A 16,784-nucleotide genomic window follows, 5' to 3' on the forward strand; every position below is an offset into this window, starting at 1 on the left:
ACTTATAACACGCTTCTCACAAACAATTTCTACTTAAACCTTTCTTGTCATAATTTTTTTCTTTATTAACATCTGCAACAGTAACATATAAACAATAAAAACAAATAAAACGACCAAACATCCTTCACCCATCAGCATAAACGAAAAACCATTCTTTCCAAAACCAAATAAACTTGCAAAAAGGTGAAAAGCCGGATAAGCCATAAGACAATGTAAGATTGCTAATATAGGAGGTGCTAAGATCAGCCATCTGTTCTCTCTTGCCGACTCTAAACTCAACTCTCTCTTCGTTAATCCAATACGATATAAAATACTGTACTCATGTTCATGCTCGCGTAAATCTTCATGCATACGATAATACAAGATCATAAAGATTGAGAAGATGAAGAGAATGGAGAAAAGAATGCCTAAAAACAGAAAACTTCCATATGCACTCATCATTTCATCTAAAACTGTATAATAATCCTCTATTGTTATTTCCTCGTTTGCGTTTAAGTCTGCAGCTAATGCCTTTTGATTATCTTCACTACCAATGAAATTCATACTGCGATACATACTTAAAGTCGTACTATAACCTGGATCATCGTGTACATATTCCCCGAATAGATAATCTAAATAAGCAACTGCTTGTTGATCAGGTACGATTAAGACTAAATCCGTAGGGAAAACTTCAAAATCGACATCAGAAGATCTTACCTTTTTCTTCATAATAGAAATGGTATGATCATCATTTTCCATGCGTATATTCATTGTATGAATAGGATGGGATGTACGATTCAATAATAAAACTTCATCTTTTTTTAAATGAACTTGTGTATTTGTCGCATTTTGATATCCAGATAATGTGATAGCTGTTAATGCTGGAACCGAATCATTTTCTTTAATCGTTTCATTCACTTTTCCAATCCATAATTCTTCATTGCGTACTACCACTTGCATAGCACCATGAACTACTGGTATCTGGACTTCTTTTTGAATTGCTAAATGATGTTTCTTTACTATTTGTTGGAGCTGTTGATCATCATTTATACCATTAATGATAAATTTATACTCAGGAAAGCGTTGCTTTACACTATCTTCTACCCCTGTATACAGTGATATACACATGGATGCAGTTAATATCAGCATCGTCAGTAAGATCGTAATACTTGCCATTGAAACAGCATAACTACGCAAACGAAATAATAGATTTGATAGGGTAATCATATGTTTTTTATGATAATATAGTTTCTCATTTCGTTGCAGCAGCTTCAACAACATAATCCCTGTTCCTTTAAAAACACAATATGTGCCAAAAATCACAAGAAGAATGGCAAAAACAATTTTTTCTAAATCATCACCAATATCATTTACGGATAAAGATATACCATAACCAACGCCTAAAAATACAATACCAAATATGGTTGTCAATTTTTTTGCTTTTGGCTGTTCTTGCATTTTTTCTTTACGTAACATTGTTAAAGGGTTATGCGTAACAATATATACTGAATCACGAACGAGCAAAACAAGTCCGACAGAAAGCATAAATAAGCTTATCCATAACATCAGTCGCATATCAACGGTAATTCCTTGTATCAGTGTTTGTCTTGCAAAACGTTCTGCACTCATGATAAGCAACTTACCGAATACAATACAGAATATCATACCTCCAATGAGTGCTAACACACTGATAATTATCATCACACAGGCATTTAGTAATAATAAATTCTTTCGGGAAAAACCCAACACACGATATAATCCCTGACGCGTGGATATCTGACGGCGTATCGTCAATGAAAACGTCCAACATAAGATAAAAATTAATACACATAAGATGACACCACCACATGTTAGTAAGTCTAGCGTCATAATGGAACCTTTTGTTAAGGAATAAAAATTACCATGCGTACCTAAGTATGCGATTATATATAAGAAACAAAAACACATGGACATCATTCCACCATAAGGAAGATAAATATCCTTCATGTTTCGAATATCACTCCATGCCAAGGTGAAATAATATTTAATATTCATGCAGATCCCTGCTTTCTTGAACACTCAGCATATGCACGATACGATTATAAAAAGTTTCACGATTATCTTCTCCACTATAGATTTCTTGAATAATTTTGCCATCTTTTAGGAAAGCGACACGTTGTGCATAGGATGCTGCTAGTGGGCTATGTGTCACCATTAAAATCGATTGTCCTTGTTTTTGTAATGCACACAGCAGTTCTAATAGCTGCATGCTGCTTTTTGAGTCTAAAGCGCCACTTGGCTCATCTGCCAATAAAATATCTGGTTCATTGATCAAGGCTCTTGCTATTGCCACACGTTGTTGCTGACCTCCACTTAACTCATAAGGAAAACGTTTTAATAAATCTTCAATATGCAAAGTATGACAAAGCTTTTGCAAGTATTTTCGCTTTTCCTTTAAATCTTTTTGAGAAAGGATGCATGGTAATAAAATATTATCTTCTGCACTTAAAGAGTCAAGCAATGAAAAATCTTGAAACACAAAACCGATGTGTTCTCTACGATATAATGCCTTTTCTTCTTCCTTCATTGCTACAATGTTTTTATCCTGAATATAGATAGCTCCTTCACTTGTATCATCAAAACAAGCCAATAGATTTAACAGTGTACTCTTCCCCGAACCACTTTCGCCCATGATAGCGACAAATTCACCTTTTTCTAATTCCATACTCACCCCGTCCAAAGCATGCGTATGTTGACTTTTTAAACGAGATGTATATACTTTATGCACATTTTCTAATGCTAATATTGTCATAGATATTTCCTCCTTGATCTAAAGTATAACAAGCATTTCCATTTTCTGCCTTAACTTAAGATGACGGATATCTAACATCTATGTCATCTTTCTTTTCACCCTTTTCTATCAAAGATTTCGTTGTCGTTCAATCTTTCTTAAAATCATTGTTTATAACATCATGTTAGGTATTGCTTAACAATCTTTTCATCATGCTAAAAACCATTGTCTTTGTAGTATAGACTCATTTTAATAGAAAGAAATCGTACATAATTTTTTACGTAAAAACATTGCTCCCATATTATCTATCCATTAATCTTTCCTTCACCGGATACAAAGATACCTTAGTACCATGCTGCCATTGTGAAGATATTTGCCATTTGATATGCAGACGTTCACAAATTTCTTTAACGAAATATAATCCCATGCCGGTTGCTTGTTTTTTCTCTCTGCCAAGTTTACCAGTATATCCCTTTTGTTTGATTAATACAATATCTTCGCTAGCAATACCGCAACCCTCATCCTCAATGCTTACTTCGTCCTTACTACAACGTACATGAATGGTACCATGTTGGGTATATTTTATAGCATTATCTAATAGTTGCTCAATAACAAAACACAACCATTTGCGATCCGTATAAATTTCATCATCCTCATCATATGAGAAATCAAGACACAAACCTTTTTCAATAAACAATGTGCTATAAGTTCGTAATGCTTCTTGTACTATTGTATGTAAACAACACTTTTCCATAATATAATCATCATCTATACGCTGATAAGACAATGCCATCTGCGTATAACGCTCGATCTTGAATAACTCAGCACGGATTTGTTTTTTTCTTTTTTCATCCTGCATATGTTCATTCAACATATGCATAGCAAAAATGGGTGTCTTTATTTGATGTATCCATAATTGAAAATACTGTTCCCGTTCTTTTTTCTCTTTCTGATAAGATTGTTTCTGTGAATAATATTCCTCTTCCAATTCCTTGATGATACGCTGTATTTCTTTGTCTTTAGCAGTTAATGCCTTTCTTTCTAAAAAAGAGACATGATTGCATTCTTGTAATTGTTTTATTTCAGCTCTTCGTTTTACCCAAGCAATACCGATATAACACAATAACATACTGATTTCCATAAACAAGATGTATTCAATGATTTCTTTCTCTATTTCAAATGTCCATAAACAAATGACTTGTACGATCACCATCGTTAAAAGTAAACATACAGATCCTGATAAATCATGTAGTAGTTTCATATATAATAACCTGTGCCTTTCTTTGTATGAATAAAATCATCTATGCGAAAGACATCTTCCAGTTTTTTCCGCAATCTTCCAACATTAACACTTAAGGTGTTATCATCTACATAACAATCACTGTTCCACAAAGCCATCATCATATCACTGCGTGATATTACTACATGTGGATTGCTCATCAACAATTCTAATATTTTCATCTCATTCTTCGTAATTTCCATCATCTTTCCTTGATATTTTAATTGATAGGTTCGCAGATTTAATTCAACACCACGCCATACTAAAACTTCCTTATCTGCTTCTTGCTGCATCCTTCTGATAAATGCATTCAATTTAGCGATGAGAACCATCTTATCAAATGGTTTAACGATATAATCATCTCCACCATATTCATAGGCACTTACCATGCTCATACGATCTGCATCACTGGATATAAAAATTACCGGTGCATTACTAAACTTTCGAAATTGACGGCAAACACTGATACCGTTTATATTGGGTAGATGAACATCCAGCAATACGATATCACAATTTACAGTCGTGAGCTGTTGTAAAATATCTTTTGCCACATCTACTTTATTGACCTCAAAATTCCATTCCTTTAAACAATTACTTAACTCTTCAAGTATAATTTCATCATCTTCAACAATCGCAACTTTTACCATATCTTCACCTTCCAACATAGACCATCTTTTTTAACTTATCTTAACTCAACGTATCTTCTTTATTTATCTTCGCTTACTGCTTATCTTCCTACTGACCATAAATTTGTACTTTATCCATTTCATCTAATGCACAAGTGAAAGCTTCTTGTTTTCTTCTCCTCTTAATTATACACAACTTCATCGAAAAACGCTCTAACCTTACACAGATGTCAGAAAAAAGCCCTCCTATCCATAGGATAGTAAGGGCGAATGATTTATAAAACTAGCGTTGCGAAAACTGAATTACTACGTTTTCTTTATCTCAAATATTTTTTTAATGATTCCGCAGGTGTCGTATCTTCCCATTTCACACCCAAATCTTCTCTACCCATATGCCCGTACGCAGCTAATTTGCGATAAATAGGTTTACGCAAATCTAATGTCTTAATGATGCTGGTAGGACGCAAATCAAATTCTTTTTGCACAATTTCAGCAATTTCTTCATCAGGTAATCTACCAGTGCCAAATGTATCAACCAAAACACTCACGGGATGAGCAATACCGATGGCATATGCCAATTGTACTTCACAACGTTTTGCAAGTCCTGCAGCTACAATATTTTTTGCCACATAACGGCTAGCATAAGCAGCACTACGGTCTACCTTCGTTGGATCTTTACCAGAGAAAGCACCGCCGCCATGACGTGCCATTCCACCATATGTATCTACAATAATCTTGCGGCCAGTCAACCCACTATCACCCTGAGGACCACCAATTACAAAACGACCTGTTGGATTGATATAAATTTTCGTATTTTCATCCATCATTGTCGGATCAATAATAACATCAATAACATATTTTTTCAGGTCCTTGCGAATGGTTTCCAACTCTACTGTATCCGAATGTTGCGTTGAAATAACAATTGTATCTACACGTTTCGGAACATCATTTTCATATTCAATCGTAACCTGCGTCTTACCATCTGGGCGAAGATAATCCAATGTACCATCTTTTCTGACTGCAGTCAGTTGTTTTGCTAAACGATGAGCCAAAGAAATTGATAATGGCATCAATTCTGGTGTTTCATCACAAGCATAACCAAACATCATTCCCTGATCACCAGCACCATTATTATCTTCTTCCTTACCTTCTTTTGTTTCTAAAGAATGATCAACACCCATAGCGATATCACTGGATTGCTCATCAATCGAAGTTAATACGGAACAAGTTGTACCATCAAAACCATATTTTGCTCTGTCATAGCCGATTTCCAGTACTACATTACGTGCAATACTTGGAATATCGACATAGCAGTTTGTCGAAATTTCACCCATGATCATGACCATACCAGTCGTACAGCAGGTTTCACATGCTACACGCGCATTGGGATCTTGTTCAATGATAGCATCTAACACCGCGTCACTGATTTGATCACAGATTTTATCAGGATGTCCTTCTGTTACCGATTCAGAAGTGAAAAACTGTTTATTTAACATATGTATTCCTCTCTTTTTATTATCTTTTTCAGCTCTTTTATTGTAACGCATTTTTATTTATGAAACAAGGTTTACTCCATCTTTCTTCAAAGCTGATTCTCTACATCTTGACACATGCAGATAAGAGTGTATTGGATAAGCTGGTTATGGTTAAAAAGCGTTAACTATAACATGATTCATATATAAAAAGAGAATGCAATGACATAAACCTCGTTAATTGAACAACTAATTAACAAAGGGCATTTCAAACATTCTCTTAAAACACTGTTTAACCTTTGAAATTTTCCAGATGAATCTTCACTGTTTCATTAATTTTACTGAATTCCGTATAATGATGCAATTTTGTCTGCTCAACATACGTATCATACTCGGTATTATCTTCCTTTTGTGGAATACTGATTTCATAATCCATATCACTTGTTATAGATTTAACCAAATCATCACGAATACAGAATACAAGTTTATAAGAATGAAGTTTTGAGATATCGGCATTCTCTATTTTATCCTCTTTATTTTTTTGATTATAAATTTTTATGTAAGAATCAGGATCTTTTATCGTCAATGTATATAAGATATCATTACCTTCCTTATCTTTTACACATGTAAAACTTTGTTGTGTAAGTTTTAATAAATCATAGTTCAAATAATAATATAAAAAACTATTTTCAATATCTGATGATGTCGTTGCTTCTTTTTGACTTAAGTTGTAGGTACCATTTTCTTGTTTCAGATAGTTATACATATAACCATTTTCTTCACCATATACCACGGTACTATCTTCTGTTATTTGTTTCACCATATAATGTGCTTGCTTTGGATTTGCATTATCGATATCACCAGTGGAAATCACACTTCCACCATTCCCATCTTTTTTAATTTCCGTATTATTTTGATAATAGCGTTGATCTCTTTCATAATCTTGTTGTGATTGCAAATGCAAACTTTTTGCTTTTAAAGTTGCATCCAAATAAGTGAATAGTTCTTTTGTTTCATTACTGAGTGTTGTTTGTTCTTTTACTTTTGTGGCATTTGATGGCTGCTTTGTTTTATCATTGGATGAACAAGCAGTTAATAAAAAGAAACATAAGATTGCACAGCATACGCGACTCGTTTTTTTCATAACAACATCCCTCTTTTCTTACTTAAAGTATAGCATTCTTTTTGATATAAGTTACATTTTTATGTGTATAATTTTCTTAAAACCATTTCATTTTTCATTGTTTGTTTCTTTTTTATAAACAGTTTCAATAAAACGTTCAAAAAAGAAAACACCCACCTTCATCACAAAGGTGGATGTATCATTAAGCTTCTTTTCTTTCAAGTTTTTCACAACTCTCTAAAATTTCAATAACCGTAATCAACCAATCTTTTCGCTTTGCAAATTGCAAAGTGATTTTACGATTGACATACCGTAATTGAATATCCTTAGAAATACACGTCATGAATTCAAATAATTTCACACCATCAATTGCATTTGACCAGGTTTCGGTAAATGACATACTAATTCTTTTTGGCTGTTCCTGAAAATTCTCTACATAAGGTTCATTTATGAGAATATCCAAACGTTTCTTTTCAAACAATAACTGAACCGCCTTAGGTAATTTTCCATAATTATCCTTAATCTCTTCTAACATTGCCTTTAATTCTTGTTTCGTTTCTATCTTTTCAATACGCTGATACAATGTAATTTTCTCATAATCCTCATTGGCAAACTGTCCTGGTATATAGGCATCTACTTTTATGTTTGCTTTTTTCATAACCGGCTTTTCAACTTTTTTAATGCCTTTTTTCTCCATAATCGCACTATTCAACATCTCGATATACATATCAATACCTACCGTATCAATAAAACCAGCTTGTTGAGGACCTAACATATCCCCGGCACCACGAATCGTTAAATCCCGCATGGCAATCTTATATCCGCTGCCAAGTTGTGTAAATTCTTTGATTGACTTGAGTCGTTTCATTGCTACTTCACTCAACTGACGCTGCGGAGAATACATCAAATACGCATATGCCAAACGATCACTTCTACCAACTCTTCCTTTTATTTGATATAACTGACTTAAACCAAAATGGTCAGCATCTTCAATGAGAATGGTATTCGCATTTGGTATATCAATCCCTGTTTCAATAATCGTCGTGCAAACCAATACCTGATATTGATTATCCGTAAATTGCATCATGACATCTTCAATATCATCACGGCTCATTTGTCCATGAGCGACACCAATTTCCACATCCGGTAATGCTTCTCGTAATTTTCTTGCGACATTATAAATCTCTTTCACATTGTTATAAAGATAGAAAACCTGCCCATTGCGTGCCAGTTCTCTTTGAATAATTTCCTTGATCATTGAAAAATTTTTCTCAATTACATATGTCTGTACCGGCATGCGGTTTAATGGTGGTGTCTCTAATTGTGAAAGTGAACGTATGCCTATCAAAGACATTTGCAATGTTCTTGGAATTGGTGTAGCACTAAGTGATAAAACATCAACACTGTTTTTTAACTCTTTTATCTTTTCTTTATGTTCTACACCGAAACGCTGTTCCTCATCAATCACTAATAATCCAAGATCTTTAAATTGTATATCCTTAGATAATAAACGATGTGTTCCAATCAGGATATCCAGATTACCTTCTTTTAGATCTTTGATGATCTGTTTTTGATCCTGTGGTTTAATAAAGCGATTTACGACCGCAATATTTACTGGAAAATTGCGAAAACGATGTTGAAAAGTTTTAAAATGTTGTAAAGATAAAATGGTTGTCGGACATAGAAAGGCAACCTGTTTATTATCACTCACTGCTTTAAAAGCAGCTCTTGCGGCAACTTCTGTCTTGCCAAATCCGACATCTCCACATAACAATCGATCCATTGGCTTACTGGATTCCATATCACTTTTTATCTCTTTTACTGCTTTTGCCTGATCAATTGTTAATTCATAATCAAAATCATCTTCAAATTCTTTTTGCATCGCCGTATCTTTTGCGAATGCATGCCCGATATGCTCATCACGATTGGCATATAAATGAATTAAACGATCTGCTAATTCTGCTATTTTTGCACTGACTTTTTTCTTCGTCTTTTCCCATTCACCACTGCCTAATTTATTTAGTTTAGGAGCTGCTCCTTCTTTTGATACGAATTTACGAATCAATTGAAATTGCTCTAATGGTACTAATAAAACATCATCACCTTTATAGGCAATATGCAAAAAATCCTTGTGGATACCATCTACCTCTTTATTGACGATACCTAAATATTTACCAATACCATGCTGATTATGTACGACATAATCTCCGATATGCAGTTCTTGATAATCATGCAAAACTTCAGCTTCTTTAAACTTATTGGAATAACGCGTGGATTTACGGGATTTATGAAATAATTCCTTGCTCGTGTAAACGCTGATTCCTTCTGTTAAACAGCTGAATCCTTCAACCATTTTCTTCTCTAAAATAGAGACGCCTTCAGTTAATACATCATCCTCATGAACGATGCGTGTAGCTACATGCTGTTCTTCAAGCAGTTTACGGACTTGTGAAATCTCATGATGATCTAAACATAATAAAACTCTGTGACGATGCGATGCTGAAATGATTTCCTGGATAGTCCGTTCTAAATTAATATCACCTAATGACATGCTCATGATTTGTGATGTAATCGGTTTTTTATAATCCACAAACATGCCAAATTCAATAACTTTATGTTTGCCTAATATTTTGGATAAATCTTCAAATACACCAAACTTATACAAAGCACTTCCTTCTTGAAATAATTCTTGTAAATAGGCAATATTTTCTTCCTGTAGATGACGGATTGTATCGTTAACTTCTTCCTTACTAGAAACAACAATACTAGCATCTTTCACATAATCGCAAATCGTATTTGCCTGATCAAGAAACGCATAATAACGATATAAATGATTTTCTGCATGTCGATTTGCCAATAAGTCTAAATCTTCATTCACTTGTGATATCAACTGATCACGAAAAGATAATGATAACTGTTTCTGCTGTATAGCTAATTCTTGGTTTGCACGTTCAACGATACAACCGATTTCTTCATCCGTAAACAAAAGATTATTAGCAGGAATGATTGTCACTTCTTTTATCAGTTCAATTGTTCTTTGCGTGGAAATATCGAAAAATCGTACACTTTCGACAAGATTATCAAAAAATTCTATACGAATCGGATGCTCATAATTCATCGAATATACATCGATGATACCACCTCTTGCCGCATAACATAATGGTTGATCAACACGATTTACATAGGCATAGCCAGCTTCAAATAACAGTTGTTTCAGTTGTTCATAATCCAACACATCATCTTGCCGAATATGAATAAAGTGTTGTTGAAAAATATCTACAGATGGTTGAAAACGAATCGCAGCCGCTGCATTCATGACGCAAATATAAGGATGCTTATCTAAAAGCTTTGCCATTGTTTCCATCTGTGCTGCTTTGCTTTCCGGTGAAGCAGCAATAGCTTCCACCCGTAATGATTCTTCCACGCTGAAAAGCAGCACATCATCCTCTAATAGACATTCTAAGCGATCATAGAGTTTTTGTGCCGTATATGCGTTATTCTTAATAATAAACATACTTTGCGGTTTTTTGCGATATGCCGCTGCTAACAGCAGGGCTTCTTCACTTAATGATAAATTACCCAGCTGACTTTTACCTTCAACAATGGAAGTAACCGCTGCATTCTGCATGAATTCCTGAAGAAGTATTTTCACTTTATCACCTTATTTTCTGCATGTATTATCATGAAAAAGCTTTATTTCACATTAAAATGGCTCATCGTATCCATAAAGGTATGCGTAACGCTATAAATAGCTGCATCCTTTGCCAGTGCTATTGCTTTTTCATAATCTTCACGATCTTCTTTTCTGATTTTCCCTAATACCCAATCAATGACAGGTACTCGTGAATCCTTTCCGATCCCTACGCGAATTCTTTTAAACTCTTGTGTATGCAAATGTGCAATAATGTTTTTCATACCATTTTGACCACCTGCACTTCCTTTTTCACGTAATCGTATCTTTCCAACAGGCAAATCTAAATCATCATAAATAATCAAAATGTCTTTTACATCAATATGATAAAACTTGACAGCCTCAATAATAGCTTCCCCAGAATTATTCATATAGGTTTGCGGTTTCATTAATAATACTTGTTCTCCTTGTATTCTTGTCATACAAATGAGTGATTTAAATTTCTTTTGTGTGATATCAACATGCAATTCCTTAGCAATCGCATCCATGACACAAAAACCTGAGTTGTGTCTTGTATTTTCATATTCTTTCCCTGGATTTCCTAAACCGGCTATTAATTTCATTTTATCACCTCAATCAGCTTTCTTATTATACATGAAAATTCCATAGAAAAACAGGAAATCAATCCTGTTTTCGCCAACTTTCAAAATATGTAGAAAATGCACAGGCCATATTTTCAATTAAGAGAACATCTTTTATATTCCAAACTTGACGACTCTTTTTATTCATACCCACAATACCATAAAAATGACCATCATATTCAATTTTTTTCTGTATGGTAGACATGATATGATTTTCTTTATACTTTGTTTCATATGGAAAATCACAATGATTCAGATCATGATTTTGAAATAAACCTGTTTCATCAAATTCGTTAAAATACCCTTCCTCTATATGGTAAATGGCTTGACTGCGAATACTTTTATCATTTAAGTTAAACACTTTTAAATACCCTTGTTCTTTTTTTCGGTCTATAAAATAAAGTAAAAATAAGTCTTCTATATGTAAGGTTCTCCCTATATAACAAATGGCTCTGTCTAAAATCGTATTGCTTTTCTTTTCCGTATTTAAAATCATAAATACCTTTGGAAGAACTGCAGAGATCGATAATTTAGAAAATTCATTACTATGCATTGGTAATAAGCTTTCTTCCTGAACGTTATCTTCTTCATAAACTACATATTGATTTCTTCCACTCAATTTTGCCTCATACAATGCATGATCTGCTTTTTTATAAATAATATCATATGAATCATCATCCGATGCTTCACATATTCCTATACTGATACTTATTCTTTTTTTAACATTTCTAATTTTAATATCTTGTACATCATTTTTTATCTTTTCTACACAATTTTCTATCTTATATAATTCATATACATGATCTGCATAAATGGCAAATTCATCACCGCCTACTCTTCCTATAAGGGTATTTTGATCAACATTATTTTTAATGATTGCTACTATTTCTTTTATGACACGATCACCGATCATATGTCCATAACTGTCATTGATATGTTTAAAATTATCTATATCCATCATCAAGAAAAATGCTTTCTGATTCTTATTTCGACGCTGAAGTTTTTCTATCGTCTGTTTGCGGAAAGCTGTTTTTTTCAAAACGCCGGTAAAGTCATCTAATTGCGTGTACTGCATAAGTTTCTGATTGTTTTCAATGATTTTACGTTGTTTATACAACGTATTTTCTAAATCCATTTTAACTTTCATACTGATCTTACGATTCTCTAAATTAAAAGATTGAGCTTTTTGATATATTTCGTAATGTTGATAAATTTCATCTTTTAAATTATCTTTATGAAATTCTTTAAGATATTGTATATAGATTTGTGAAAGTTCTTCTTCAAAATATGGATTTTTCATATCTTTAAATAATTTCTTTGCTGTTTGATATAATTTAATAAACAGCGAATCATTTTTCATATGCAAACTCATTTCAAGCATAAAAAACATACAGTTTTTAATATGGGAATAGTCCTCTTCCTGATATAAATTTTTTAATACCTGCTCCATTTTTTCAGGCACCTTTGATGTAGTATGCGCACAGACATCCAGATATAGTTCACTAAGTACATATTCTTCTGGTATTTTAGCTAATTCATTATCTAATTCGTCATATTTCTTTTTCCAAATCCTTACTTCTTCCTGCTCATTCATTCTGGCAAGTGTAAACATGATATGAGAAATAACAATTTGTAAATCTCCCTTTTCAAACTTATCGAGCAACATATAGTCAAATGCTTCTGTATAGTATTGCAAAGCTTCCTGATACATACCGATACTAAAAAATAATGTTCCCATATTTTTTAAAATCAATTGCATGAATCCATATTCCGGATGTTCTTTTGACAGGAAATAAGCATTAATAAAATGATGAAGCGCTGTTAATTCATTACTACTATCTGCATATAAAATGCCGGCAAGATTCATTAAACGTATTTCATAGCGTACATTATCCGCTGATTCACATAGTTTTAAACCTTGACCGCATGCTTTCATAGCTTTTTGTTTATCTTCATTATAAAAAGATAATAAAGATATAAAATACCAGGCAATACTTTCATAATAATGATTTTGCTCTTTTTCAGCTAATTTTAATAATTGCTTCGCCTTTTTCTCTACAATTGGCAGATGATGTAGTTTTTGTTGTTCTTCCATCTCTTTCAATAAAGTTTCAAAGATTGTTTCTGTCATTGTGCTCATCTTCCTTTATCGCTATTTTAGCATAAATATTTTGAGCAGTATATGGAATCTTAGAAAATTTACTTATATGTGATAAATATAAGATATAAAAATTATAAACCTTCCGTAATATACACTATTTAGAACTTTTTAAATTTCTTTTTTATACCACCATAAATAAAAACAGTCTTCTTACTTTCCTATTTACGATAGATTAACAAATATCTTTTTCGAAATTCATTTAGCATTTTAAATAAAAAATTATCTAGCACATTACATACTCGTGATTTACAATTAGCTAAAGGTTCTCCATCCTATAACTAATCAGTAAATAACATGTACCTTTCATATCAAATAAATGAAGACATCTTACTAACAAGAATTTCTTATTGTGCAAAAAGAAAAGTCTGCTTTTCACAGACTTTCTAATAGTTTTTTATTGTTTTTCAGGGTCATATACGATTTTTAATCGTCTTTGATTACCTTCCCCTTCACTTACCGTGGAGATATTACGCATATTCGTCAAATAGTTATGAATAGCTTTACGCTCATCAGCTGGCATAGGATCTAAGATAGCATCTGTTTTGCTGCGCTGTACACTTTTTGCTACACGCAATGCTAAAGAACATACTTTTTGGTATTTTTCTTCTTTATATCCATTGATGTCAATGAGAACACGGATACGTTTTTTAAATTCACTGGATACTGCAGATTTCAATACAGCATTCATAGATTGCAGTGTTTGCCCATTTTTACCAATTAAGATAGCATTGTTTTCAGCATCCAAATCTACATGATAGAAATCATTATCTTCACTTACTTCAATGGTTGCTTCCATTTGAATTCCATCAAAATAAGTTTGCAGATAATCCTTCATAAAATCCATGATATCATTTTTGCAATAAGCACTAATCGTTACTTTACTTCCTAATCCCAGAAAACCACTAGTTTCCTCAATAACGGTATAAGTAAGTTCCTCTGCTGTCACTTGTTTATCGTTTGCTGCATTTTGAATAGCATCTTCCAAGTTTTTTCCAGTATATGTTTTCATTGAACGTATGCCTCCTAATCTTTGATAAAGCATTTATGAATCAATAAGTTCTGTCCTACTCTGACAATGGAATTTACCAACCAGTAGAATGACATACCTAATGGCCAGTTGATAGCGAATATGGCAATCATTGCTGTACTCATATACATCATCATATTCATTGAGCCCATCATACCCGGCTGTTTCTTAGGTTCTGCATATTTCTTTTCTTTTACATGTTGTTTCTTTTTTCGATGTTCCTGTAACCATTGTGGCATTTTAAAGGAAAGAAGTTGGAACAGAACCATCAAGATGAAGATAACGCCAAAAGCAATCTTTCCTTCTTTTAAACCTTCAATTGGTGTTTTTGCAAGATTGATACCGGCAAAACTACCAGTTACTACACTGTAAGCACGCATTGTTGCCTGATACATACCCAAAATAACAGGGAACTGAATAAAAGTGATTAATAAAGTTCCAAATGGATTAATTTTATATTTAGAATATAAAGCCTGCATTTCCTGTGCTTGCGCCATTTTGGAACGATCATCTGTACGACCGGCATACTTTGCCTGGATTTTTTGCATTTCTGGCTGTAATGCCTGCATGCGCTGATTTGCGACCTGTGATTTAATAGAAAACAGGAAAATTAATAACTGAATCAAAAAGGTTGCTGCGATGATACCAATACCGGCATCCGTAAAGTTTGCTACCCAGTTGATCAGCTGTGCAATTGGATATACGATAATACCATGGAACCAACCTTCATCCATCGCATCTGAGAAAGTTGTTGGCTTGATGGTAATTCTTTCATCCGGTTTTAAGTCTTTATACAGCTTTTCTGCTTTTGATCCCTTTTCAAAATCTACATTCTTCCTTGCTACGGTTTCTTCTTTAATTGTAATAATGGAGTCCACATAAGTCTTACCATTCTGACCACGCGGTACGCTACATCCTGTGAGCGTTACCACCATCAGCATTACAACAAGAAGCAATTTCTTTTTTTGTTTAAAAAAATCTTTCATTTCATTTCTCCTCGCTAAAGTTGCCTACCTTTATATTTTAACTTTTTTAATCAATCTTTCCAAGAGTTTTTTGTTGTTTATATAATTTTCTTCATGATATTTCACTCGAACAAGAATAATCGTATCAAAATTCTCATCAAATGTATAAATATCTTGTACCATGCTGCGTACTTGCCGCTTAATTTTATTACGTATAACAGCTTTTCCCATCTTTTTTCCAACGGAAATTCCTACACGCGCATGATCTTCTTTTCTAGGTTTTACATAAATAACAAAGGAAGGACATGTATAGAACTTCTTATAATTCATGATTTCCGCAAACTCTCGCGTATCTTTTACACGAAATTCTTTTTTCATATCGTTGCTCCTTTTCAGACCTTACTACAAAAAAATCACCCGAAGGTGATTTTTTAAGCTGACAACACTTTTCTACCTTTACTACGACGACGTGCTAAAACCTTACGTCCTCCAACAGTAGCCATTCTGGCTCTGAATCCATGAGTTTTCTGGTGTTTTCTTTTGCTCGGTTGATATGTTCTTTTCACAAGAGCCACCTCCACTTCTTTTTTCTTTATACAAATTGAGCATTGCTAAGAAATTATACATAAATTCATTATCAAAGTCAATAAAAGTTTAAAATAAATGAAAATTCGTATTTCTTTTTTTAGTTTTTCAATAAAGAAAGTTTATGGAATAAAAAAGGAAATCCGATTAACATAGCGAATATCAAACCTAAAAATAGAAGGATTGGTGTATAAAAGAAACCTATTCCGGAAAGCACAATTTCACAAAAAATCATTCCAAAATATAATAATCTAATATCCAATGAGCTTGTTATCGTTATATAGATATGTATGATTCTAAATATTAAAAAGACACAGATTGCCAACATTAAAATTGTCCAAGCATTCATATTGCCAACCACATAGATTGTCATGGCCAATAAAAAAGCTCCTTCTGTACAATTGCATATTCTAGATAAACTACGACGATTGCTGGCCTTTAGCTTTTCTTCATAATTCTGTAATTTTTCTTTTACTATATTTCCTATTGTATTCATAAAAAACCTGCTTTCTTATTAATTTATAT

Annotated in this window: 14 protein-coding genes; all 14 read right to left on the bottom strand. The window is 33.2% G+C overall.

Annotated elements, in window-relative coordinates:
* Positions 1-33: 33 nt before the first annotated feature.
* Entirely contained in the window at positions 34-2,013 is a 1,980-nt protein-coding gene (locus AC1VS3_RS10395) for an FtsX-like permease family protein (RefSeq protein ID WP_008690258.1), read from the bottom strand.
* On the bottom strand, positions 2,003-2,770 hold the full coding sequence (locus tag AC1VS3_RS10400) for an ABC transporter ATP-binding protein (protein ID WP_008690257.1): 768 nt from the start codon (positions 2,768-2,770) through the stop codon (positions 2,003-2,005). Before AC1VS3_RS10400 ends, AC1VS3_RS10395 begins: the two co-directional genes overlap by 11 nt.
* Positions 2,771-3,050: 280 nt before the next feature.
* The gene (locus AC1VS3_RS10405) at positions 3,051-3,962 is read right to left on the bottom strand and encodes a sensor histidine kinase (protein ID WP_481275640.1); all 912 of its coding nucleotides are present in this window, start codon (positions 3,960-3,962) and stop codon (positions 3,051-3,053) included.
* A gap of 44 nt (positions 3,963-4,006) precedes the next feature.
* A complete protein-coding gene (locus tag AC1VS3_RS10410; protein ID WP_026006745.1) occupies positions 4,007-4,675 on the bottom strand; it encodes a response regulator transcription factor in 669 nt (222 codons plus the stop codon).
* 296 nt (positions 4,676-4,971) lie between these two features.
* Positions 4,972-6,150 carry a methionine adenosyltransferase gene (gene metK / locus AC1VS3_RS10415; protein ID WP_008690254.1) on the bottom strand — a complete coding sequence of 393 codons (1,179 nt, stop codon included), beginning with the start codon at positions 6,148-6,150 and terminating at the stop codon, positions 4,972-4,974.
* Positions 6,151-6,418: 268 nt separating this feature from the next.
* The gene (locus AC1VS3_RS10420) at positions 6,419-7,270 is read right to left on the bottom strand and encodes a hypothetical protein (protein ID WP_008690253.1); all 852 of its coding nucleotides are present in this window, start codon (positions 7,268-7,270) and stop codon (positions 6,419-6,421) included.
* Between the two features lie 181 nt (positions 7,271-7,451).
* On the bottom strand, positions 7,452-10,901 hold the full coding sequence (gene mfd / locus AC1VS3_RS10425) for a transcription-repair coupling factor (protein ID WP_017144730.1): 3,450 nt from the start codon (positions 10,899-10,901) through the stop codon (positions 7,452-7,454).
* Between the two features lie 41 nt (positions 10,902-10,942).
* Complete coding sequence (gene pth, locus AC1VS3_RS10430) at positions 10,943-11,503, bottom strand: aminoacyl-tRNA hydrolase (RefSeq protein ID WP_008690251.1); 561 nt, start codon at positions 11,501-11,503, stop codon at positions 10,943-10,945.
* A 58-nt stretch (positions 11,504-11,561) separates the two neighbouring features.
* Entirely contained in the window at positions 11,562-13,652 is a 2,091-nt protein-coding gene (locus AC1VS3_RS10435) for a GGDEF domain-containing protein (protein ID WP_008690250.1), read from the bottom strand.
* Between the two features lie 424 nt (positions 13,653-14,076).
* Positions 14,077-14,691 carry an RNA-binding cell elongation regulator Jag/EloR gene (jag, locus tag AC1VS3_RS10440; RefSeq protein WP_008690249.1) on the bottom strand — a complete coding sequence of 205 codons (615 nt, stop codon included), beginning with the start codon at positions 14,689-14,691 and terminating at the stop codon, positions 14,077-14,079.
* Positions 14,692-14,705: 14 nt separating this feature from the next.
* The gene (locus AC1VS3_RS10445; protein ID WP_481275641.1) at positions 14,706-15,695 is read right to left on the bottom strand and encodes a YidC/Oxa1 family membrane protein insertase; all 990 of its coding nucleotides are present in this window, start codon (positions 15,693-15,695) and stop codon (positions 14,706-14,708) included.
* 30 nt (positions 15,696-15,725) lie between these two features.
* Entirely contained in the window at positions 15,726-16,052 is a 327-nt protein-coding gene (gene rnpA, locus AC1VS3_RS10450; protein WP_008690243.1) for a ribonuclease P protein component, read from the bottom strand.
* 53 nt (positions 16,053-16,105) lie between these two features.
* Positions 16,106-16,240: a 50S ribosomal protein L34 gene (rpmH, locus tag AC1VS3_RS10455; protein WP_008977969.1), complete on the bottom strand. Its 135-nt coding sequence runs from the start codon at positions 16,238-16,240 to the stop codon at positions 16,106-16,108.
* Between the two features lie 119 nt (positions 16,241-16,359).
* A complete protein-coding gene (locus tag AC1VS3_RS10460) occupies positions 16,360-16,755 on the bottom strand; it encodes a hypothetical protein (RefSeq protein ID WP_008690242.1) in 396 nt (131 codons plus the stop codon).
* Between the last annotated feature and the right edge of the window lie 29 nt (positions 16,756-16,784).

This window comes from Longicatena sp. (assembly GCF_982403165.1).

What these genes read in the sequence shown, in the direction of transcription:
- AC1VS3_RS10395 (WP_008690258.1), bottom strand. Translation starts at nt 2,013, where the DNA reads ATGAATATTAAATATTATTTCACCTTGGCATGGAGTGATATTCGAAAC.
- AC1VS3_RS10400 (WP_008690257.1), bottom strand. Translation starts at nt 2,770, where the DNA reads ATGACAATATTAGCATTAGAAAATGTGCATAAAGTATATACATCTCGT.
- AC1VS3_RS10405 (WP_481275640.1), bottom strand. Translation starts at nt 3,962, where the DNA reads ATGGTGATCGTACAAGTCATTTGTTTATGGACATTTGAAATAGAGAAA.
- AC1VS3_RS10410 (WP_026006745.1), bottom strand. Translation starts at nt 4,675, where the DNA reads ATGGTAAAAGTTGCGATTGTTGAAGATGATGAAATTATACTTGAAGAG.
- metK (WP_008690254.1), bottom strand. Translation starts at nt 6,150, where the DNA reads ATGTTAAATAAACAGTTTTTCACTTCTGAATCGGTAACAGAAGGACAT.
- AC1VS3_RS10420 (WP_008690253.1), bottom strand. Translation starts at nt 7,270, where the DNA reads ATGAAAAAAACGAGTCGCGTATGCTGTGCAATCTTATGTTTCTTTTTA.
- pth (WP_008690251.1), bottom strand. Translation starts at nt 11,503, where the DNA reads ATGAAATTAATAGCCGGTTTAGGAAATCCAGGGAAAGAATATGAAAAT.
- AC1VS3_RS10435 (WP_008690250.1), bottom strand. Translation starts at nt 13,652, where the DNA reads ATGACAGAAACAATCTTTGAAACTTTATTGAAAGAGATGGAAGAACAA.
- jag (WP_008690249.1), bottom strand. Translation starts at nt 14,691, where the DNA reads ATGAAAACATATACTGGAAAAAACTTGGAAGATGCTATTCAAAATGCA.
- AC1VS3_RS10445 (WP_481275641.1), bottom strand. Translation starts at nt 15,695, where the DNA reads ATGAAAGATTTTTTTAAACAAAAAAAGAAATTGCTTCTTGTTGTAATG.
- rnpA (WP_008690243.1), bottom strand. Translation starts at nt 16,052, where the DNA reads ATGAAAAAAGAATTTCGTGTAAAAGATACGCGAGAGTTTGCGGAAATC.
- AC1VS3_RS10460 (WP_008690242.1), bottom strand. Translation starts at nt 16,755, where the DNA reads ATGAATACAATAGGAAATATAGTAAAAGAAAAATTACAGAATTATGAA.